This is a genomic window from Sphingomonas sp. BE123 (assembly GCF_031456015.1).
Taxonomy (GTDB): domain Bacteria; phylum Pseudomonadota; class Alphaproteobacteria; order Sphingomonadales; family Sphingomonadaceae; genus Sphingomonas.
In genome coordinates this window covers 285,825-306,548 of the sequence record NZ_JAVDTW010000002.1, presented here as the reverse complement: position 1 = coordinate 306,548, position 20,724 = coordinate 285,825, and the positions used below count along the sequence as shown (strand labels likewise).

Sequence of the window (20,724 nt, the reverse complement as noted above, 5' to 3'; positions counted from 1 at the left end):
ACCCCGACAGCGTCAACCAGCCGCCGGAACACCCCACAAGGGGTCCTCGAACCCGGCCATAAACGCCGAATGGCGCGCCAGTTCCGCTTCGCTCGGCGCAAAAATGCGCGCCGGACGTATATGGCTCTTAGCCGACGCCAGCGTTATCCGGTCGGACCCGTAGGATTCCTCTACCGCCAGCCCCAGCGCGATCTGCCGCCCGCCGGTCAGTTCGATGAACACCTGCGCCAGCAGCTGCGCGTCGAGCAGCGCGCCGTGCAGCTCGCGCGCCGACAGGTCGACGCCATAGCGCACGCACAGGGCGTCGAGCGTATGCTTGGCCCCGGGATGCTTGGCGCGCGCGATCTGCAGCGTATCGACGATCCGCTCGACCGGCAGCATCGCGCGCCCGCACGCGCCCAGCTCGCCATTCATGAAGCCGAGGTCGAACATCGCATTGTGCGCGATCAGCGGACAATCGCCCAGAAACTCGATCAGCTCGTCGCAAATCTCGGGAAAGCGCGGCTTGTCGGCCAGGAACGCCTCGGACAGGCCGTGCACGGCAAAGGCCTCGGCCGGCATGTCGCGATCGGGGTTGAGATAGCGGTGGAAATGCCGGCCGGTCGGCACCCGGTTGATCAGCTCGACACAGCCGATCTCCACCAGCCGGTGCCCGGCGCTGAAGCTCAGGCCGGTTGTTTCGGTGTCGAAGACGATTTCACGCATGCCCTGCTTATCCGCCCCTTTGCGGCACGAGGCAAGCGATCAGCGCCACCACCTCGGCGCGGGTCGCGTCCTTGGTGCCGCCCGTATCGATCACGAAATCGGCGCGCGCGCGCTTCTCCGCATCGGGCATCTGCCGCGCCAGGATCGACTCGAACCGCTCGACCGTCATCCCCGGCCGCGCCAGCACGCGCGCACGCTGCACCTCAGCCGGGGCCGATACGACCACGATCTTGTCGACCTGGCGCCACCCGCCGGCCTCGAACAGCAGCGGGACGTCGAGCAGCACCAGCGGCTGGTCGGCATTTTCCTGAAGGAACGTGTTGCGGGCATGGGCTACGGCAGGATGGACGATGCCCTCCAGCCGCTTGAATGCCGCGGGATTGCCGAACACCGCTTCGCCCAGCAGGGTGCGATCGACCCCCCGCTCGGTCGTCGTGTCGGGAAACTCGGCCTCGATCTGCGCGACCAGCGCGCCGCCCGGCCCCTGCAGCCGATGCACCTCGGCATCGGCGTCGAACACCGGCACCCCGGCCTCGGCAAACATCGCCGCGACGGTCGACTTGCCCATGCCGATCGACCCGGTAAGGCCGAGGACCAGGCTCATGCCGTCAGCAGCGCGCGCAATTCGGCGTCATGCGCGCGCGGCGGCGCGTGGCCAAAAAACAGCTCGAACGCCAAAGCAGCCTGACCGATCAGCATCTCCAGCCCATCGACGGTTTCCAGCCCCCGCGCCCGCGCCGCCGCGAGCAGCCCGGTCTCGAGCGGCGCGTAGACCGCGTCATAGACCAGCGCATCCTCGGGCAGGTTCGACAGGTCGAGGTCGAGCGGCGGCTGGCCCACCATCCCCAGCGAACTTGCATTGACCAGCAGCGCCACTGGCGGGATCGGCGCATCGAGCGCAACTGCATCGCCCTTGAGTCCAAAGGTCGCGAGCAGCCCCATCGCCTTGAGCGGCGAGCGGTTGAGGATCGTCACATGGCTGACCCCCGCCCGCGCCAGTGCGAACAGCACCGCCCGCGCGGCGCCGCCGGCGCCGACCACAGCCACCGGGGCGCCCTCCAGGTCGAACTCGGCGATCGGGGCAAAGAACCCCGCCGCATCGGTGTTCGTCCCGATCAGGCCGCCATCGGGGCCCCGGAACACGGTGTTGATCGCGCCGATCGTGTCGCGCACCCCGCCCGGATCGGGAACATGGTCGAGCGCGGCGATCTTGTGCGGGATCGTGATGTTGCACCCGCGCCAGTCCGGGTCATCGCGCCGCGCCGCAAAGAAATCGCCGAGCCCATCGGCGGTCACCTGCGTCTTGGCATAGGTCGCATCCAGCCCGAGCTTCGCGATCCAGAAACCGTGGATCATCGGGGATTTCGACTGGGCGATCGGATCCCCGATCACTTCGGCATGCATCGTCATGACGTCAGGACACCCCTGGTTCGCAGATAATCAAGGATCTGGAGCAACGGCATGCCCAGGATCGTGTACTGGCTGCCCTCGATCCGGCTGAACAACTGCACCCCCGGTCCCTCGACCCGGTAGCAGCCGACACAGCCGGATATCGCCGGCCATTCCGCGTCGAGATAGTCGGCGATGAACGCATCCGACAGCGGTCGCACCCACAGCCGCGCACGATCGACATGCCGCCACACCGCGCGGCCATTTTCCGCGATCACCGCCGCGCTGTAGAGGTCGTGGCGCTTGCCCGACAACATGCGCAGCTGCCGTTCGGCATCGGCACGGTCGACCGGCTTGTCGAGCAGTGTCCCGTCCTCGATCGCCACCACCGAATCCCCGCCGAGCACCAATGTCCCGGGCACGCGCTGGCTGACCTTGATCGCCTTCATCTCGGCCAGCGCATCGGCCAGGTCGTGCGGCGCGACTTCGGCCATCGCGGCCTTGACCGCATCCTCATCGACATGCGCCGGCAGCGCTTCATGCGCGACGCCCGCTGCAGTCAGCATCGCGCGGCGCGACGCGCTGGTCGAGGCAAGCACGATCATGCCGGGGCTCCCGGCTGGCGCGCGGCCGCGGTCACGCGCTCGTTCGACAGGGTGATGATCGCCGCCGCCGTCTCCTCGATCGACCGCCGCGTCACGTCGATCACCGGCCAGCCATTGTCGGCGAACATGCGCCGGGCATAGGCCACTTCCTTCTGCACCGCTTCCTGCTCGACATAGCTGGTCTCGTTCTGCTGATTGAGCGCGAGCAGGCGGTTGCGCCGTACCTGGATCAGCCGCTCGGGGCTGGTGGTCAGCCCGACCACCATCGGGTTACGCAGTGAAAACAGCAGCTCGGGCGGGGGGGATTGCGGCACGATCGGGATGTTGGCGACCTTGAACCCGCGATTGGCGAGGTAGATCGACGTCGGCGTCTTCGACGTGCGCGACACGCCGGCCAGCACGATATCGGCCTCCTCCCAATTCTCCCAATTGACGCCATCGTCATGCGCGATGGTGAACTGGATCGCGTCGACCCGCGCGAAATAGGCGGCGTCGAGCATATGCTGCCGCCCCGGTCGCGCCTTCATTTCCTGTCCCAGCAAATTGGACAGGGCATGGTTGACCGGATCGAGCGGGGCGACCGCGGGCAGGCCGATGGCTCGGCACCGCGTCTCCAGCTGGCGGCGGATTTCGGGGTTCACCAGCGTGAAGATGACCAGCCCCGGATTCTGCGCAATCTCGACCAGGATCCGCTCAAGATGCGTCTCGCTGCGCACCAATGGCCAGAAATGGCGGACCACCTGGACATCGTCGAACTGGGCAAGCGCAGCCTTGGCGATATTCTCCAGCGTCTCGCCGGTCGAATCCGACAGCAGATGAAGGTGCAGTTTCACCGGAACAAAGCCGGACTGGACGGATCTGTGGACAACATGGGGGAAATCGCTAGCGCAACCCGCCCGACCCGCCAAGCCGCGGACTCGATCCACGTTCCGGGGCATTCGTCCACAGCCGGCTCCACAGCGGCGCGATTCGGCCCACAGCCTGTGGATAACGGGGACAGCGAATCCGACTCGCCGGGGAATCGGGACGGCGCCGTCGGTCAATCTGTTGGCAGAACCGGCACGAACGCCTAAGCCCCAGCATCCACGCACCAACTCACAACCACATCCTTTCTAGGTTCTTTTCTTCTTTTTTGTTGAGAGACGGACGGTCCTGTGACTCCCAAGAAACTGCTTCGAGTGCTGTCAGGGGAACGCGTTGACGCCCCGCCCATGTGGCTCATGCGTCAGGCCGGACGCTATCTCCCCGAATATCGCGCATTGCGGGCGGAAAAGGGCGGCTTCCTCGAGCTGGTCAACGACAGCGACGCCGCGGCCGAAGTCACGCTCCAGCCGATCCGTCGCTTCGGGTTCGACGGCGCGATCCTGTTCTCCGACATCCTCGTCGTGCCGCATGCACTCGGCCAGGATCTGTGGTTCGAAGCGGGGGAGGGGCCGCGTCTGGCGCCCAAGCTGGTCGACACCGCGCTGGAAAGCCTCACCGCGGCGCCTGAGCGGCTCGACCCGGTCTATGGCACCGTCTCCCGCGTTGCCGCTGCCTTGCCGCCTGAGGTGACGTTTCTGGGCTTTGCAGGAAGTCCGTGGACCAACGCGACCTACATGGTCGCCGGACAGGGCAGCCGCGACCAGAGCGAGACGCGTCGCATGGCCTATGCCGATCCGGCAGCGTTTCAGGCGATCATCGACGCCATTGTCGCGATGACCATCGACTATCTCGCCAAGCAGATCGCGGCGGGGGTCGAGGCGGTGCAGCTGTTCGACAGCTGGGCCGGATCGCTCAGCCCTGCGCAGTTCGAACGCTGGGTCATTGCTCCCAATGCCGCGATCGTCACCGGCCTGCGCGAACGCTGCCCCCAGGCAAGGATCATCGGCTTCCCCAAGGGCGCGGGCGGTAAGCTCGCTGCCTATGCCCGCGAAACCGGGGTCGACGCGATCGGCCTCGACGAAACCGTCGATCCCGCCTGGGCGCATCGCGAACTCCCCGCCGGCATGCCGGTTCAGGGCAATCTCGATCCGCTCGCGCTGATCGCCGGGGGTGCGGAGCTGCAGGCAGCGGCAACCCGCGTGGTTGATGCGCTGCGCGACCGCCCCCATATCTTCAATCTCGGGCACGGCATTCAACAGGATACGCCGATCGCCCATGTCGAACAGCTCATCGGCATCGTCAGGGGGACGCGCTCATGACCGGATTTCTCGGCAATGCCTGGCTGTGGGTGAAGGCCGCGCATGTCATCTTCGTCATCTTCTGGATGGCCGGCCTGTTCATCCTGCCCCGTTACCTGGTCCATCATCAGGAGGCGCTGGGCGATGCCGCCCAGGCCCGGGCATGGGCTGACCGGGAGGGGAAGCTGCGCCGCATTATCCTGACGCCGTCGCTGATCATCGTGTGGGTGCTCGGCCTGGCGCTTTCCGCCAATCTCGGTCTGTTCGAGGGCGGGGCGGGGCTCGGCTGGCTTCATGCCAAGCTGCTGCTCGTGCTGCTGCTGTCGGGCTATCACGGCTGGGCCGTCGGCTATGCGCGCAAGCTTGCCAGCGGCAACGCGCGCCTCACCGCGAAGCAGCTGCGGCTCGCCAACGAAATTCCGGCGATCTTCGTCGCGCTGATCGTCATCCTGGCCGTGGTCCGCCCCTTCTGATCGCTTGACTTGATCCGGGCCGAATCCTAATCCGCTGGGGTCGCGCTGCCGTCCTGGCGGCGGCCCGGCGTCCCTCCTTTTTCCTCAAGCCATCGCGACCCGCGCGTCCAAACGCCCGAAAACCCGCAGCGATCGCCAGACGGACTTCTCCCATGCATTTGAAAGATCTGAAGAAAACCGCTCCCGCCGAGCTGGTGTCGATGGCCGAGGAACTCGGTGTCGAAAGCGCGTCGACGCTGCGCAAGCAGGACCTGATGTTCGCGATCCTCAAGGCTCAGGCCGAGAATGGCGAGCTGATCATGGGCGAAGGCACGATCGAGGTGCTGCCCGACGGCTTCGGCTTCCTGCGCAGCCCCCAGGCCAATTACCTTGCCGGCCCCGACGACATCTATGTCTCGCCCAACCAGGTCCGCAAATTCGGCCTGCGCACCGGCGACACGGTCGAAGGCGAGATCCGCGCCCCCAAGGATGGCGAGCGCTATTTCGCCCTCACCAAGCTGGTCAGCGTCAATTTCGACGACCCCGAAGCGGTTCGCCACCGCGTCAATTTCGATAACCTCACGCCGCTCTATCCGGATCAGAAGCTCAAGCTCGATCCCGCCGATCCGACGCAGAAGGACAAGTCGGCGCGCGTCATCGACATCGTCAGCCCGCAGGGCAAGGGCCAGCGCACGCTGATCGTCGCCCCGCCACGCGTCGGCAAGACGGTGATGCTGCAGAACATCGCCAAGGCGATCACCGACAACCATCCCGAGGTGTTCCTGCTCGTCCTGCTGATCGACGAGCGGCCCGAGGAAGTCACCGACATGCAGCGCAGCGTGAAGGGCGAGGTGGTCAGCTCGACGTTCGACGAACCCGCCACGCGCCACGTCCAGGTCGCCGAAATGGTCATCGAAAAGGCCAAGCGCCTGGTCGAGCACAAGAAGGATGTCGTCATCCTGCTCGACTCGATCACCCGCCTCGGCCGCGCCTACAACACCGTGGTGCCCAGCTCGGGCAAGGTCCTGACCGGCGGTGTCGACGCCAATGCGCTCCAGCGCCCGAAGCGTTTCTTCGGCGCCGCGCGCAACATCGAGGAAGGCGGCTCGCTCTCGATCATCGCCACCGCGCTGATCGACACCGGCAGCCGCATGGACGAAGTGATCTTCGAAGAGTTCAAGGGCACCGGCAACTCCGAAATCGTGCTCGACCGCAAGGTTGCGGACAAGCGCATCTTCCCGGCGCTCGACGTCGGCAAGAGCGGCACGCGCAAGGAAGAGCTGCTGCTCGACAAGCCGACGCTGTCGAAAATGTGGGTGCTGCGCCGCATCCTCATGCAGATGGGCACGACCGACGCGATGGAATTCCTGCTCGACAAGATGAAGGATTCGAAGACCAACGAAGACTTCTTCGACAGCATGAACCAGTAAGCACTTATTTTCGTTTTGAAATTTTACGGCGGCGCAGTCTTTTCCGGCTGTGCCGCCGGTTTGTTCGGTGCAAACGAAACACTTTGTACGGCATCGCGTTGATGCCCGTCGGGCTTGACCCGGATCGGGTGAACCGCTTTGTCGGCACTCCACGATAAACAGGGAAATCCATGCAGGAAATCTGGGGCCATATCGTTGCCGACTTTGCCGGTCTGTTTTCAGGCAGCGGGTCGGCCTGGCTGGCATTCGGCCAGGTCATTCTAATCGACATCGTCCTTGCGGGCGACAATGCGATCGTCATCGGTGCGCTTGCGGCAGGTCTCCCCGCCGATCAGCGCAAAAAGGTCATTCTGATCGGCATCATCGCCGCGCTGGTGATGCGCATCGGCTTTGCGCTGGTGGTGACTCAGCTGATGGCCATTGTCGGGCTGATCTTTGCCGGCGGTGTCCTGCTGTTGTGGGTCGCCTGGAAGATGTGGCGTGAAATCGGCCATGGTGGCGAAAGCGCCGGCTCGCCGGAAATCGAGGGTGACGAGCATTCGGGCCTGAAGCCGGCGAAGAGCTTTGCCGGTGCCGCCTGGGCGGTGGCCGTTGCCGACGTTTCGATGAGCCTCGACAACGTCCTTGCGGTCGCCGGTGCCGCGCGCGACCATCCGGGGATCCTGATGGTCGGCCTGGTCATCGCGGTCGCGCTGATGGGCGTCGCGGCAAACGTCATCGCCAAATATATCGAGCGTTATCGCTGGATCGCGTGGATCGGTCTGCTGGTGATCGTCTATGTCGCCGGGTCGATGATCTATACCGGCATCACCGACAAGGATGTTGGTCTGCTTCAGCTGTTCCGCTAAGCGACCGATAAGAAACAGAGAAGGGGCGGCGTCCGCAGGGATGCCGCCCCTTTTTCGTGTCAGCCGATATGCTCGGCAAAGAACGCCTCGGTGCGGCTGTCGGCAAGTTGGGCGGCGGATTCCGACCGGCGCTTGCCCATTTCGGTCGCAAAGCCGTGATCCTCGCCGGGATAGTCGTACAGCGTCACCTTGGGGTGGTCGTCCAGCCCGTCATGCATCGCCGCCTGGACGGGGGCGGGGACAAAGCCGTCCTCCCCGGCGATATGCAGCAGCAGCGGGTTGGCGATGGCGTGCTTCTCGTCCAGCAGCCCGTCGATCCCGACGGCATAATAGCCGACACTGGCATCGGCATCGGTGCGCGCAGCAGTCATGAAGGCCAGCCGCCCGCCTAGGCAATAGCCGGTGACCCCGACCTTGCCACCGCTCGCAGCGCGTGCCGCGCGGATCGTCGCCTCGATATCGGCGACGCCCTTGTCCTGATCGAACTTGCCCATCCAGTCGAGCGCCTGCTTGAACTCCGGCTCGACATCGGGATCCAGCTCGATGCCCGGCTGCAGCCGCCAGAACAAGTCGGGGGCAAAGGCGACATAGCCGAGCGACGCGAAATGATCGCATTTGCGCCGGATCCCTTCATTCACGCCAAAGATTTCCTGAATCACGACGATGGCGCCGCGCGGTGTCCCCGCGGGGTCGGCGCGATAGGCGGCAAAGCTGCCGCTGCCGTCGATTGCCTGAATCTCGATACTCGCCATGCTATGCTCCTTGTTCAGCGGTGGCGCTGCTCGTGATCGAGCAGCCATTGCTTGGTGGCGGGGCCGTCCCCCGCCGAATAGCTTCCCAGCGCCCCGCCGGCTGCGGTCACCCTGTGACATGGGATGATGACAGGCAGCGGATTGCGTGCGCACAATTGCCCGATTGCGCGCGGTCCTGACTGAAGCCGCCGTGCCAGCTCGCCATAGCTTGCCGTCTCGCCATAGCCCAGCGCGACCAGACCGTCGCGCAATGCCCGGCCGCGTGCGGATGCGAGCGTCGGCAGGGGCAGGTCGAATGCTTTGAGCGTGCCCGCGAAATAGGCGATGAGCTGGTCCGCCGCCGCGCGCACCGCTGCCGTCGTGTCGGCTGCAACGGGTCCGTCCGCGCCAAGCGTGACGCGCAGCACCGCCATTTCGTCGCCCTCCACCCGGATCGGGCCGATGGGCGTTGCGATCAGGGCATGGTCGCGCGCATACATGGGTCGAGCGTAGGGCAGGGGATGCTTCGGGCTCAAGCGGAGAAGAGCATATGAAGATCAATGTCGAGATCGACTGCACCCCCGAAGAGGCACGCCGCGCGATGGGCCTGCCCGATTTCACCCCGGTGCACGACCGCTACATTCAGCTGATGCTCGATTCGATCGACAAGGGCGGGGTCAATCCCGAGCTGCTTGAGAATATGATGAAGAGCTGGACCCCGATGGGTGAGGCCGGGATGAATTTCTGGCGCGGGATGTTCGATATGGGCAAGCGCAGCGGGGGCGAGTGAGCGACACGATCTTTGCCCTGTCGAGCGGGGCGCCGCCGGCAGGGATCGCGGTCATCCGGATTTCTGGGCCGGACGCCTTTGCTGCGGTGAGCGCGCTGACCAGCAGCGTTCCGCCGCCGCGCCGCGCATCGCTGCGCACGTTGCGGCACCAGGGCGAAGCGCTCGATCGCGCCGTGGTGCTGGCGTTTCCGGGTCCGGCCACCGCGACCGGTGAGGATCTTGCCGAACTTCATCTTCATGGCGGTCGGGCCGTGGTGCGCGCGGTCGAGGCCGCGCTCTCCACCATGGCTGGCCTGCGCGGCGCGGAGCCGGGCGAGTTCACCCGCCGCGCGCTCGAGCATGGTCGCATCGACCTGACCGAGGCTGAGGGTCTTGCCGATCTGCTCGCTGCCGAGACCGAGATTCAGCGTCGCACCGCCCTGCGCGCCGCCGAGGGCGGGGTGCGCGCGCAGATCGAGGGCTGGGCCGCCCGGACACTGCAGCTTTCCGCGCTGGTCGAAGCGATGCTTGATCATGGCGATGAGGATGATGTCGTGCGCGAAGGCGATGTGATTGCCGGCGTTCAGCGCGACGCCGGGCGATTGGCGACGGAGATTGCAGCGGTTGTTGCGCAGCCACCGGTCGAACGGATCCGCGATGGCATTCGCGTTGTCCTCGCCGGACCGCCCAATGCCGGCAAGTCGACCCTGCTCAACGCGCTCGCCGGGCGCGACGCCGCGATCGTCTCGCCGCTCGCGGGGACGACGCGGGACCGGATCGAGGTCCCGGTGATGCGCGACGGCATCGCCTATTTGCTGACCGACACGGCTGGGCTTCATGCGGCACCGGCGGATATGGTCGAGGAAATCGGGATCGCGCGCGCCCGCGATGCGCTGGCGAGCGCCGATATCATTTTATGGCTCGACGATGCCCCGCTGCCCGAAGCGCTGGCAGGCGTCCCGCATCTGCTCCTCCACGCGCGGGCCGATGCGGCGGGACGCGGGGTCGACGGCGCACGGCTGGCGGTGTCGGCGCATACGGGGGAGGGACTGGGCCAGCTATGGGACCGGCTCGCCCAGCTTGCGGCGACGCTGCTGCCCTCTGCCGACACGATCGCGTTGAACGCACGTCAGCGCGCGCTGACGGAGCATGCGGCATCCGCCCTGCGGGATGCGGCTGGACAAGGCGATGTGCTGCTGATGGCAGAGGAACTGCGGAGCGCGTTGCGTACCTTCCACCGCGTAACCGGCGCGGCCGATGTCGAGGCGATGCTCGACGCACTGTTCGGGCGCTTCTGCATCGGCAAATAGTGTTTCACGTGGAACGCTTTTGACCTGATCCCCGCACGGGGCTATGCGCCAGCCATGCACAGGTTCGATGTGATCGTGATCGGCGGCGGCCATGCCGGGACCGAGGCTGCGGCTGCGGCTGCGCGCTGCGGGGCGCGAACGGCGCTCGTCACCTTCGACCCCGCAATGATCGGCGCGATGTCGTGCAACCCGGCGATCGGGGGCTTGGGCAAGGGCCATCTGGTCCGCGAAGTCGACGCGCTGGATGGCCTGATCGCGCGCGCCGCCGATGCGGCCGCGATCCACTATCGCCTGCTCAATCGATCCAAGGGTCCGGCGGTGCAGGGGCCACGGGTGCAGGCCGATCGCGTGCGCTATGCCGCCGCCATTCAGGCGATGCTCGCGGCGCAGGACAGGCTCGACATTGTGGCGGGGGAGGCGGTCGCGCTACTGCTCGACAATGGACGGGTCGCGGGCATCCGGCTCGGCGACGGGACCGCGCTGCGTGCGCCAACCGTCGTCATTGCCAGCGGCACGTTTCTCGGCGGGCGCATCTTTCGTGGGGAAGAGCGCGAGACTGGCGGGCGGGTAGGGGAGCGCGCGGCGACCGAACTCGGCGTCCAACTGCGCGATTGCGGCCTGCCGATTACCCGGCTCAAGACCGGAACCCCGCCCAGGCTCGACGGGCGCAGCATCGATTGGGGCGCGCTAGAAGAGCAGCCGAGCGACGCCGATGACTGGCGCATGTCGCCCATGACGCGCGGACCGCGTCTGCCCCAGCTGGCCTGCGCCATCACGCGCACCACGCTTGCTACCCACGATATTATCCGCAGCGGCCTCGACCGCTCACCGCTGTTCAGCGGTGCGATCGAAGCCGGCGGCCCACGCTACTGCCCATCGATCGAGGACAAGATCTTTCGCTTCGGCGACCGTGACGGGCATCAGATCTTCCTTGAGCCAGAGGGTCTTGCCACGCATCTGGTCTATCCCAACGGCCTGTCGACCTCGCTGCCGACCGATGTGCAGGCGGCGATGATCGCGTCGATCCCGGGCCTCGCGCGTGCCCGGATCATCACGCCCGGCTACGCCGTCGAATATGACCATGTTGACCCGCGCTCGCTGTCGCACCAGCTCGAGAGCCGTGATGTCCCGGGCCTGTTCTGCGCGGGCCAGATCAACGGCACGACGGGCTATGAGGAGGCCGCCGCGCAGGGCCTCGTCGCCGGCATCAACGCCGCCGCCGCCGCGCTGGGCCGGGCGCGGACGCTGTTCCCGCGCGAGCTCAGCTATATCGGCGTGATGATCGACGACCTGACATTGCAGGGCGTGACCGAACCCTATCGCATGCTCACCGCCCGTGCCGAGCACCGCTTGTCGCTCCGCGCCGACAACGCCCAGACCCGGCTCGCCGCGCTGGGGGAGGCCGCTGGTTGCCTCGGTCCGGACCGCGCGGCTTTCATCGCCGACCGCACGTGCGCGAGACAGGATCTCGACGCGCGCTTCAGCCACACCCTCACCGCACACAGCCTTGGCCAGAAGGGTGCAGCCGTGGCGCAGGATGGCGCCCGGCGCACCGCCTTCGACTGGCTGCGCTTCCCCGCCGTCAGCCTGGCGCATCTCGACATCGCCACCGACGACGTCGATCCGTCGGTGTTGGCGGAGCTGATCGAGGATGCGCGCTATGCCCCCTATCTCGAACGGCAGGCGGCGGAAGCAGCGGCGATGACCCGCGCCGATGGCACGCGCATTCCCCCGGCACTCGACTATGCAACGATCCCGGGCCTGTCCAACGAGATGGTCGAGCGTCTCGCCGCGGCCCGCCCGGCGACGCTCGGCGATGCTGCGCGCGTGCGCGGAATAACGCCGGCGGCATTGACCGCGATCCTCCTCCATGTGAAGCGCGCCGCATGACCGAAGACGAAGCCCGCGCCTGGATCGCCGCGCGCACCGATGTTTCACGTGAAACGCGGCTCGCGCAGTTTGTCGATCTGCTCCGCGATGAGGCGGCGCGTCAGAACCTGATCGCGCCCTCGACGCTCGACGCGATCTGGGCCCGGCATATCGTCGACTCGGCCCAGCTGCTCGATCATGGCGACCCAGGCGGCCTGTGGCTCGACATTGGCAGCGGGGCAGGGCTGCCCGGCATCGTCCTCGCCATTCTGCGCGATGACCCGGTCGAACTGGTCGAGCCGCGCAAGCTGCGCACCGCCTTCCTGCAGCATATCGTCGACGCGCTCGGCCTGACCAACGTCACCATCCACACCGCCAAGGTCGAGCGGACCAGCGGCCGCGCCGCGGTCGTCACCGCGCGCGCGGTCGGCTCGCTCGACACGCTGTTTCGCATCGCGCGCCATCGCAGTGACCGGTCCACGCTGTGGGTGCTGCCAAAGGGCCGCAATGCGCAATCGGAGGTGGAAGATGCGCAGCTATGGTGGCAAGGTTCGTTCCACGTGGAACCGAGCGTGACCGCACCGGACTCGCTCATCATCGTCGCAAAAGAGGTGCGCCCCAAATGATCTGCATCGCGATTGCAAATCAGAAGGGCGGCGTGGGCAAGACCACGACCGCGATCAACGTCGGCACCGCGCTCGCCGCGACCGGGCAGCGTGTGCTGCTGCTCGATCTCGATCCTCAGGGCAATTGCTCGACGGGCCTTGGCATCGGCCGCGCCGACCGCGAACGATCGACCTATGATCTGTTGATCGGCGAGACCAGCCTCGAGGATGTTGCGGTCCCGACCCGCGTGCCGGGCCTCGACATCGTCCCCGCGACGGTCGACCTGTCGGGCGCCGAGATTGAGCTGATCGAGTTCGAAGCGCGCACCCATCGTCTCGCCACTGCGATCGAGCGCAGCGCGCAGCGTTGGGACGTGGTGCTGATGGACTGCCCGCCGTCACTCGGCCTGCTCACCATCAATGCGATGGTCGCGTCCGACGCGCTGCTCGTCCCGCTGCAGTGCGAGTTCTTCGCGCTCGAGGGGCTCAGCCAGCTGCTCAACACGGTCGAGCGCATTCGCGGCCGCTTCAACCCCGGCCTGTCGATCCTCGGCGTCGTCCTCACCATGTATGACCGCCGCAACCGCCTGACCGATCAGGTCGCCGACGACGTGCGCGCCGTGCTGGGCAAGGTGGTGTTCGACACCGTCATCCCACGCAACGTCCGCCTGTCCGAAGCGCCGAGCCATGGCCTGCCAGCATTGATCTACGATTATCGCTGTGCCGGGTCCGAAGCCTATATCGCCCTTGCGCGCGAAGTGATCGATCGCCTGCCCAAGCTGAAGAAGGCCGCATGACCGAAGAAACGCCAGCGACCCCGACTGCCGCCGTCGCCCCGCGCAAGCCGCGCCCGGGCCTTGGCCGCGGGCTCAGCGCCCTGCTGGGCGACGCCGAGCGCGAAGAGCCCGTCCGCCCGGGCACCGAACCGTCAATGGGCGTCCGGCTGCTCCCGGTCAGCTCGCTGTCGCCACACCCGGATCAGCCGCGCCGCCATTTCGACGAGGACGCGCTGGAGGAGCTCGCCAAGTCGATCGCGATGCGGGGGCTGATCCAGCCGATCGTCGTGCGCCCGCATGGCAAGGATTATCAGATCGTCGCCGGCGAACGCCGCTGGCGCGCCGCTCAGCGCGCACGGCTGCACGAAGTCCCGGTCATCGTCCGCGACCTGGACGAGGCGCAGACCGTCGAAATCGCGATCGTCGAGAATATTCAGCGCGAAGATCTCAACGCGATCGAAGAGGCTGAGGCCTATGCGAAACTGATCAACGAGTTCGGCCATAGCCAGGAGGCGCTGGCCAAGATCGTCCACAAGTCGCGCAGCCACATCGCGAACCTGATCCGCCTGCTCGACCTGCCGCAAAGCGTGCGCCAGCGTGTGGTCGAGGGCGCGCTGACCATGGGCCACGCCCGCGCGCTGATCGGTGCCCCCGACCCCGAAAAACTCGCCAAGATCGTGGTCGAACGCGACCTGTCGGTCCGCGATACCGAAAAGCTCGCCCGTGAAGCCAAGCCGCGCGCAGCAGGGAAGGGCGGCGACAAGGCCGGCCGCGGCAGCAACGCCGATATCGCCGCGCTCGAACGCCAGCTGGGCGATGTGCTGGGCCTGAACGTCAAGATCAGCTTCGGCGAAAAGGGCGGGGCGCTGACGCTTGCCTATTCAACGCTGGATCAGCTCGACATGATCTGCCAGCGCCTGACAGGCGAGAAAATCTAGTTAGGTCAATCTGTTATGGATCTTCTCAAGCCCCTCCCGCTTGCGGGAGGGGTTGGGGAGGGTCTTCTTCTTCTTCCATTCCTCCCCCGGAGGGGGAGGGGGACCGCCGAAGGCGGTGGAGGGGTAGCTCACCGTAGGGCGACGTCCCCCGACGAAGGTACCCCACCGTCACCGCGACGCGATTCCACCTACCCCTCCGGGGAAGATTGGCGAATCCTCAACCCGCATCGTCACCCCGGACTTGTTCCGGGATCCACTCAACCTCACGCGTAGACGGGCAAGTTCCGCGCTTGCCTCCCGGTGGACCCCGGAACAAGTCCGGGGTGACGGAAAGGGGGCGTCAGCGTGACTCTGGCTGCCGGTCCAACACAATGAACCTCGCTACACTCGTCGAGGCCATGGCCCTGATCAGTTCCCGATCATTAAAACCGGGCTGGCGACTCATCCACGCGAGAAATGCGTCGCACCCCGCAGCCTCGAGCGGAAACAGGCCCACCGGATCGCCGTCATCGGAGTAGAGGAGGTAAACCACGTCCGCGCCCCACGGGCCGCTATCGTCGGTCGCGACGACTACCTTGCGAAGGTCCGACACGCGCAACTCGCGCTGCGTGCCCAAACCGTCGCTCGTTACGATTCTGTCGTCCGAGATGGACACGCTCCACTGACTCAATGGAGAGGGACGGAGGAACCAATTGCGCAGCCAGCCGAGCATGCTCACCCCCGCGCCGCACCCCGCGCCAGCACCGCCAGCTCATGATCCGCCAGCACCTGGCCGGCATTCCCACCGCCACGCGTCATCGCGCGTTCCGCCTCGCGCGCGCGTTCCACGGCACGCGCCAGCATCGGGCTGTTCCAGCGTTGCAGCGCGCGGATTGTCGCGGCTTCTTCCTTGAAGAACACGCGGTGCTTCTTGACCACCTCGGCGGGGCTCATCCCGTGATCGATGTCGGCGCGCATCTCGGCCAGCGCCATCAACCGGCGGACCAGCCCGCGTAGCAGCGGAATCGTCGACACGCCCGCCGCGTCGAGCCGCGCCAGCTCTACGCCGATCTCGGCCGGGCGGCCGCCCACCACGGCCTCGATCGCGCCCGACATCTCGGCCTCGCCCAGATCCGCGCCGATCGCGTCGAGCGCCTCGATTCCTGCCTCACGCGGCCGATCCGGCGCGGCGTCGAGGAACAGCGACAATTTCTCGATCTCGCGCGCCAGCACCGCGCGATCGCCGCCCGACATGGCGGCCAGCCGATCCGCTGCCCCGCCGACCAACCGCAAGCCATGTTCGCGCGCGATTCCGGTCGCCAGCTGCCCGGCAGTGCGCGCATCGGGGACATAGCAGGCGTGGACCATCACATTGGGTGCCGCGAGCGCGAGCTTGAGCAACCGCCCGGTGCCCTTCAGCCCGCCGCCGACCGCAACCACCGGATTCCCGGCCGTCTCGGCCTCGATCAGCATCCGCACCGCGTCGGTGCCGCCATCGTCGATCCCCGAAACACGGATGTAGCGCGCCCCCCCGAACAGCGACAGCGACGCCGCCTCGCCTGCCAGCAGCCCGGCATCGTCCTTCAGCGCGCTGCCCTCGATATCGATGCGCTCGGCATCCGGACCCATCGCCCGGCCCAGCCGCGCGGCCAGGTCGTTGGCGCCCGCTTCATCGGGGCCATAGAGCAGGAACAGGCGAATATCGGCGCCCGGCTTGTCCAGCCGCGCGCGAATCTGCGCTTCGCTCGCCTTCACTTGTCGGCTGAGCTGCGCGCGTAGCGGGCGAGCCGCGCGACGATCTGGTCCGCGACGATCCCCGACAGCCGCTCCAGCGCGCTGCGCTCGGCCGCGATCGTCGCATATTCGGACCCCGCGACGTCGATGCCGGCGTCCGACCCGGCGGTCGCGTCGAGCACCGTCTGCCCGGTGGCGAGGTCGATCAGCTGATAGCGGGCGCGCAACGTCCGCCGCTCGCGCGTCACCACGTCATCGCTCCGCACGCCCAGACCCTCGATCCGGTCGTCCAGCTTGATCTCCAGCCGATAGGCCGGGGTTCCGCTGCGCGTCGCCTCGATCCGGTCGCGCACCGCGTTGGACACCAGCCAGCCGGCTTCGCCCTGGATCGGCGCGACCTCGACCCCTGACAGCATCGTCTGCACCGGGCCACCCACGCCACCGCCATAGAGCGGCCGCAGCCCGCAACCCGACAGCGTGGCGCTCGCCGCGACCAGCGCGATCAGGAGTGCGGCGCGCTTCATGCGACGATGTTTACCAGACGGTCGGGCACGACGATCACCTTTCGCGGGGCAGCACCGTCGAGAATGCGCTGCACATTGGCATTTGCCAAGGCCATGGCTTCCAGATCGGCCTTGTCCGCGCCCTTGGCCGCGGTGACCGTGTCGCGCAGCTTGCCATTGACCTGGATCGCGATCGTCACCTCGTCATCGACCAGCAGCGCCGGGTCGACCGCCGGCCATTCGGCGTCGGCGATCAGGCCGGTGTTGCCCATCGCGGCCCAGGCTTCCTCGGCCAGATGCGGCACCATCGGCGCGGCAATCAGGATCGCGGTGCGGATCGCAGTGGCGCGCGACGCACTCGGAGCGGCCTTTTCGATCGCGTTGACCAGGCCATAGAGCTTGGCCACCGCCTTGTTGAACTGCAGCCCTTCGATATCCGCCGCGACCCCGGCGATGGTCTGGTGCAGCACGCGGTCGAGGCTTTTGTCCTCGCCCTCCCACGCCTGCAGCCCGTCGAACAGCCGCCACAGTCGCTGGACGAAGCGCCACGCGCCCTCGATCCCGTTCTCGGTCCACTCCAGATCGCGCTCGGGCGGCGAATCCGACAGCACGAACCAGCGCACCGCGTCCGCGCCATATTGGTCCACGATCGGTTCGGGATCGACCGTGTTCTTCTTGGACTTGGACATCTTCTCGATGCGGCCGACGGTGACCGGGCCACCGCCCTCGGCTTCGACCAGCGCGTCGTTGCTGCGCACCACCTCGCCCGGCGACAGCCAGCGGCCATCGGCGGACTTGTAGGTTTCGTGCGTCACCATGCCTTGCGTGAACAGCCCCTCGAACGGCTCGGCGATGTCGATCATCCCGATCCGCTTGAGCGCGCGGGTCCAGAAGCGGGCATAGAGCAGGTGCAGGATCGCATGCTCGACCCCGCCAATATACTGATTCACCGGCAGCCACTGCTCGGCCACCGCGTGGTCGAACGGCTTGTCGCCCGGCTGGCTGGCAAAGCGGATGAAATACCAGCTCGAATCGACGAACGTATCCAGCGTGTCGGTCTCGCGCCGCGCCGGCTTGCCGCATTGCGGGCAATCGACATGCTTCCACGTCGGATGGCGGTCGAGCGGGTTGCCGGGGATGTCGAAGCTGACATCCTCGGGCAGGACCACGGGCAGCTGCTTCTTGGGCACCGGCACCGCGCCGCAAATCTCGCAATGCACGATCGGGATCGGCGTGCCCCAATAACGCTGGCGCGAAACACCCCAATCGCGCAGCCGCCAGACGGTCGTCCCCTTGCCCCAGCCTTCGGATTCGGCGCGGCGGATCACCTCGCGCTTCGCGTCGGCGACGTCGATGCCATTCAGGAAGTGAGAATTCACAAGGCTACCGGGGCCGGTGTAGCTTTCTTCCTCGACATATTCGCTTTGGGTTTTTTCGCCATCCGAGACGACCCGCCGGATCGGCAGCCGATATTTGGTCGCAAAGTCGAAGTCGCGCTGGTCGTGCGCCGGCACCCCGAACACCGCGCCGGTGCCATAATCCATCAGCACGAAATTGGCGATATAGACCGGCAATTCCCAATTGGAATCAAAGGGATGCATCGCACGAATGCCGGTGTCGAAGCCCAGCTTCTCCTGCGTCTCGATCTCCGCCGCGGTGGTGCCCCCCAGCTTGCACTGCGCGATGAAGTCCGCGGCCGCCGGGTCTTTCGCCGCGAGCGCCTGCGCGATCGGATGATCTGCCGCGATCGCGACGAAGCTCGACCCGAAAATCGTGTCGGGGCGGGTGGTGAACACCTCTACTTCGTTGAAATCGCTGGACGAAAGCTTGAACCGGAACTGCAGGCCCTGCGACTTGCCGATCCAGTTTTCCTGCATCAGCCGGACCTTATCGGGCCATTTGTCGAGCGTCTCCAGCCCGTCGAGCAGCTCGTCGGCAAAGTCGGTGATCTTGAGGAACCACTGGTTGAGCTTCTTCTTCTCGACCAGCGCCCCCGACCGCCATCCGCGCCCGTCGATCACCTGCTCGTTGGCGAGCACGGTCATGTCGACCGGGTCCCAGTTGACCGTCGATTCCTTGCGGTAAACCAATCCGTTAGCGAAGAGATCGAGGAACAGCGCCTGCTCGTGCCCGTAATATTCGGGCTCACACGTCGCCAGCTCGCGACCCCAGTCGATCGCGAGGCCCAGCCGCTTCAGCTGCGCGCGCATCGTCGCGATATTGTCGCGGGTCCACCCGCCGGGATGAACCTTCTTTTCCATCGCGGCATTCTCGGCCGGCATGCCGAAGGCGTCCCACCCCATCGGGTGAAGCACTTCCATGCCCTTCATCCGCCGATAGCGCGTCAGCACGTCGCCCATCGTGTAGTTGCGGACATGCCCCATATGGATGCGCCCCGACGGATAGGGAAACATCTCAAGCACATAGGATTTGGGCTTGGGCGAGTGATCGTCCGCGGCGAAGGTGCGGCGTTCTTCCCAGACCTTCTGCCACGCGGAATCGGCGTTCAGCGCGTTAAACCGCGACACATGTCTTTCCTTGTCTTCAGTCGGTCGGGCAACGGCCCACCCGAATCACTTCTCGACGATGGCGGCGCGACGCAGGTCGCGTGCCTTGGTCAGGATGATGTCTTCCATCTTTTGCACCGTCGCCGCTTCGACCGGGGCATCGACCCACTGGCCGCCGCGGTTGAGCTGACGCTGGATGCTGACGCGCAGCGCGTCGGCGCGCAGATCCTGGTCAAGGATCGCGACAGTGATCTTGACCCGCTCCGTCGCCAAGTTCGGATTGACGTGCCAGTCGGTCACGATCACGCCGCCGTTGGAGTCGGTCTGGGCAATCGGCGCGAATGACACGGTATCGAGCGCGGCGCGCCACAGATAGGCGTTGACGCCGATCGTCGTCACCTTCGACGCGGCAAGATCGGCACGCGGGCGATCGCCACCGCCACCGCACGCGGCGAGGGTGAGGGCAACGCTGCCCAGGATCGCGGTGCGCAACTGGCGGTTCATCGGCATCATCCTATGGGAAGTCTCTTCAGGGTCGCGAAGCATCTATAGATGCTGATGCGCGCGCCGCAAGCGCAAGCCGCCGTGCGCGTGCTGTGCGTCTTGTGCAACAGTCGTGGTGAAATCGGATTCGGGCCAGTGGAACATTGCGGCGAAATCGTGGTAGAGCGCGTGGCGAATAGGGGTTTGTGATGCGTGCACGTCGGATCATGGCTGGGTTGGGACTGGGGGCGCTTGGCGTCGCCGGCCTTGCTGCAGCGCCGGCGATCTTCGCACAGACCGGTACGCCCCAGCGCGTTGCGCCCACGCGCTCGACCCCGGTGATCGGAATCGGAACCTTCACTCCGGCAGCAGCGGATCCGCGACTCGCCGCAGTACTTGCGCGCAGCGGCATTTCCGGGACCGGTTTTCGCTTCACGCCCGCCGATACACGCGGCGCCGGCAATCGCAGCGTGACGGTTGCAGTTCGTGCGCGGACAGCGCGGCCGAGTGCTGCAATGGCCGATCGCGGCGCGGCCGCACCGGCTTCGGTTACGCTGCAGCCGATCGCCTATAATCTTGGTGTGTCGGTCGGCTGGAAGCGCTTTGCCATCTCCGGTGACCTCGCCAAGCTCGACCTTGCGGGCCAGCCGGGCAGCCGTGAGAAGCTCGATGTCGGCGTTTCGTACACCGGCAAGCGGGCATCGGCCCGGATCAAGGCTGCGACCGAGAAGCCGAACGAGCGCGCACCGCGTCTGCTGACCGTGGATCCCAATTATTCGATCGATGTCGGTGGTGCCTATTCGATCACCCGCAATCTCGATGTGACGGCCGGCGTTCGCTACATGAGCGAAAAGGATCGCCTGCCACAGCTCAATGACAATCGCCGCGATAGCCAGGCGGTTTATGTCGGGACCGCGATCCGCTTCTGA

The 20,724-nt window shown here is 66.4% G+C and carries 23 protein-coding genes; 11 read left to right on the top strand and 12 right to left on the bottom strand.

Annotation, left to right across the window (positions count from 1 at the left end):
- Positions 1-12 precede the first annotated feature (12 nt).
- The 5 genes from dnaQ to J2Y54_RS09645 are packed head-to-tail and all read right to left on the bottom strand — an operon-like array spanning position 13 to position 3,532.
- Complete coding sequence (gene dnaQ / locus J2Y54_RS09665; protein WP_310039098.1) at positions 13-705, bottom strand: DNA polymerase III subunit epsilon; 693 nt, start codon at positions 703-705, stop codon at positions 13-15.
- 7 nt (positions 706-712) lie between these two features.
- Positions 713-1,309 carry a dephospho-CoA kinase gene (gene coaE / locus J2Y54_RS09660; RefSeq protein WP_310039096.1) on the bottom strand — a complete coding sequence of 199 codons (597 nt, stop codon included), beginning with the start codon at positions 1,307-1,309 and terminating at the stop codon, positions 713-715.
- Positions 1,306-2,115 (bottom strand): shikimate dehydrogenase, encoded by an 810-nt coding sequence (locus J2Y54_RS09655; RefSeq protein WP_310039095.1) that lies wholly within the window; start codon positions 2,113-2,115, stop codon positions 1,306-1,308. Before J2Y54_RS09655 ends, coaE begins: the two co-directional genes overlap by 4 nt.
- Complete coding sequence (locus J2Y54_RS09650; protein ID WP_310039094.1) at positions 2,112-2,699, bottom strand: nucleoside triphosphate pyrophosphatase; 588 nt, start codon at positions 2,697-2,699, stop codon at positions 2,112-2,114. The genes J2Y54_RS09655 and J2Y54_RS09650 overlap by 4 nt, the downstream gene beginning before the upstream one ends.
- Positions 2,696-3,532, bottom strand: a complete 837-nt coding sequence (locus J2Y54_RS09645) for a pyruvate, water dikinase regulatory protein (RefSeq protein ID WP_310039093.1) — start codon at positions 3,530-3,532, stop codon at positions 2,696-2,698. The genes J2Y54_RS09650 and J2Y54_RS09645 overlap by 4 nt, the downstream gene beginning before the upstream one ends.
- Before the next feature lie 321 nt (positions 3,533-3,853).
- Between J2Y54_RS09645 and hemE the strand changes: the two genes are divergently transcribed.
- The 4 genes from hemE (at position 3,854) to J2Y54_RS09625 (ending at position 7,591) form a co-directional block, all read left to right on the top strand.
- On the top strand, positions 3,854-4,882 hold the full coding sequence (gene hemE, locus J2Y54_RS09640; RefSeq protein ID WP_310039091.1) for a uroporphyrinogen decarboxylase: 1,029 nt from the start codon (positions 3,854-3,856) through the stop codon (positions 4,880-4,882).
- Positions 4,879-5,334, top strand: a complete 456-nt coding sequence (locus J2Y54_RS09635; RefSeq protein WP_310039090.1) for a CopD family protein — start codon at positions 4,879-4,881, stop codon at positions 5,332-5,334. The genes hemE and J2Y54_RS09635 overlap by 4 nt, the downstream gene beginning before the upstream one ends.
- A gap of 152 nt (positions 5,335-5,486) precedes the next feature.
- Positions 5,487-6,743, top strand: a complete 1,257-nt coding sequence (gene rho, locus J2Y54_RS09630) for a transcription termination factor Rho (RefSeq protein WP_310039088.1) — start codon at positions 5,487-5,489, stop codon at positions 6,741-6,743.
- 170 nt (positions 6,744-6,913) lie between these two features.
- Positions 6,914-7,591: a TerC family protein gene (locus J2Y54_RS09625; RefSeq protein WP_310039086.1), complete on the top strand. Its 678-nt coding sequence runs from the start codon at positions 6,914-6,916 to the stop codon at positions 7,589-7,591.
- Between the two features lie 59 nt (positions 7,592-7,650).
- Here the strand turns inward: J2Y54_RS09625 and J2Y54_RS09620 are convergent, their stop codons facing one another.
- Together J2Y54_RS09620 and J2Y54_RS09615 are read right to left on the bottom strand one after the other, a co-directional pair.
- The gene (locus J2Y54_RS09620; RefSeq protein WP_310039085.1) at positions 7,651-8,343 is read right to left on the bottom strand and encodes a dienelactone hydrolase family protein; all 693 of its coding nucleotides are present in this window, start codon (positions 8,341-8,343) and stop codon (positions 7,651-7,653) included.
- Positions 8,344-8,357: 14 nt separating this feature from the next.
- Positions 8,358-8,822 carry a methylated-DNA--[protein]-cysteine S-methyltransferase gene (locus J2Y54_RS09615; RefSeq protein ID WP_310039083.1) on the bottom strand — a complete coding sequence of 155 codons (465 nt, stop codon included), beginning with the start codon at positions 8,820-8,822 and terminating at the stop codon, positions 8,358-8,360.
- 50 nt (positions 8,823-8,872) lie between these two features.
- On the opposite strand from J2Y54_RS09615, the gene J2Y54_RS09610 reads away from it, so the two are divergent.
- From J2Y54_RS09610 to J2Y54_RS09585, 6 genes are read left to right on the top strand one after another with little or no spacing between them, the layout of a single operon-like run.
- Entirely contained in the window at positions 8,873-9,112 is a 240-nt protein-coding gene (locus tag J2Y54_RS09610; RefSeq protein ID WP_310039082.1) for a DUF6489 family protein, read from the top strand.
- The gene (gene mnmE, locus J2Y54_RS09605; RefSeq protein ID WP_310039080.1) at positions 9,109-10,401 is read left to right on the top strand and encodes a tRNA uridine-5-carboxymethylaminomethyl(34) synthesis GTPase MnmE; all 1,293 of its coding nucleotides are present in this window, start codon (positions 9,109-9,111) and stop codon (positions 10,399-10,401) included. Before J2Y54_RS09610 ends, mnmE begins: the two co-directional genes overlap by 4 nt.
- 54 nt (positions 10,402-10,455) lie before the next feature.
- Positions 10,456-12,291 (top strand): tRNA uridine-5-carboxymethylaminomethyl(34) synthesis enzyme MnmG, encoded by a 1,836-nt coding sequence (gene mnmG, locus J2Y54_RS09600; RefSeq protein ID WP_310039079.1) that lies wholly within the window; start codon positions 10,456-10,458, stop codon positions 12,289-12,291.
- Positions 12,288-12,896, top strand: coding sequence for a 16S rRNA (guanine(527)-N(7))-methyltransferase RsmG (gene rsmG, locus J2Y54_RS09595; RefSeq protein ID WP_310039076.1), 609 nt, complete (start codon positions 12,288-12,290; stop codon positions 12,894-12,896). The genes mnmG and rsmG overlap by 4 nt, the downstream gene beginning before the upstream one ends.
- The gene (locus J2Y54_RS09590; protein WP_310039074.1) at positions 12,893-13,672 is read left to right on the top strand and encodes a ParA family protein; all 780 of its coding nucleotides are present in this window, start codon (positions 12,893-12,895) and stop codon (positions 13,670-13,672) included. Before rsmG ends, J2Y54_RS09590 begins: the two co-directional genes overlap by 4 nt.
- Positions 13,669-14,589: a ParB/RepB/Spo0J family partition protein gene (locus tag J2Y54_RS09585; RefSeq protein WP_310039072.1), complete on the top strand. Its 921-nt coding sequence runs from the start codon at positions 13,669-13,671 to the stop codon at positions 14,587-14,589. Before J2Y54_RS09590 ends, J2Y54_RS09585 begins: the two co-directional genes overlap by 4 nt.
- Positions 14,590-14,929: 340 nt before the next feature.
- On the opposite strand, the gene J2Y54_RS09580 is transcribed toward J2Y54_RS09585, so the two are convergent.
- The 5 genes from J2Y54_RS09580 to J2Y54_RS09560 are packed head-to-tail and all read right to left on the bottom strand — an operon-like array spanning position 14,930 to position 19,816.
- Positions 14,930-15,301: a hypothetical protein gene (locus tag J2Y54_RS09580; RefSeq protein WP_310039071.1), complete on the bottom strand. Its 372-nt coding sequence runs from the start codon at positions 15,299-15,301 to the stop codon at positions 14,930-14,932.
- Positions 15,302-15,303: 2 nt separating this feature from the next.
- Positions 15,304-16,323, bottom strand: coding sequence for a DNA polymerase III subunit delta (gene holA / locus J2Y54_RS09575; protein WP_310039070.1), 1,020 nt, complete (start codon positions 16,321-16,323; stop codon positions 15,304-15,306).
- Positions 16,320-16,826 carry an LPS assembly lipoprotein LptE gene (lptE, locus tag J2Y54_RS09570; protein ID WP_310039069.1) on the bottom strand — a complete coding sequence of 169 codons (507 nt, stop codon included), beginning with the start codon at positions 16,824-16,826 and terminating at the stop codon, positions 16,320-16,322. Before lptE ends, holA begins: the two co-directional genes overlap by 4 nt.
- Positions 16,823-19,333, bottom strand: a complete 2,511-nt coding sequence (leuS, locus tag J2Y54_RS09565) for a leucine--tRNA ligase (protein WP_310039068.1) — start codon at positions 19,331-19,333, stop codon at positions 16,823-16,825. The genes lptE and leuS overlap by 4 nt, the downstream gene beginning before the upstream one ends.
- 45 nt (positions 19,334-19,378) lie before the next feature.
- Positions 19,379-19,816 carry a DUF3576 domain-containing protein gene (locus J2Y54_RS09560; protein WP_310039067.1) on the bottom strand — a complete coding sequence of 146 codons (438 nt, stop codon included), beginning with the start codon at positions 19,814-19,816 and terminating at the stop codon, positions 19,379-19,381.
- A gap of 188 nt (positions 19,817-20,004) precedes the next feature.
- Between J2Y54_RS09560 and J2Y54_RS09555 the strand changes: the two genes are divergently transcribed.
- Positions 20,005-20,724: a hypothetical protein gene (locus tag J2Y54_RS09555; RefSeq protein WP_310039066.1), complete on the top strand. Its 720-nt coding sequence runs from the start codon at positions 20,005-20,007 to the stop codon at positions 20,722-20,724.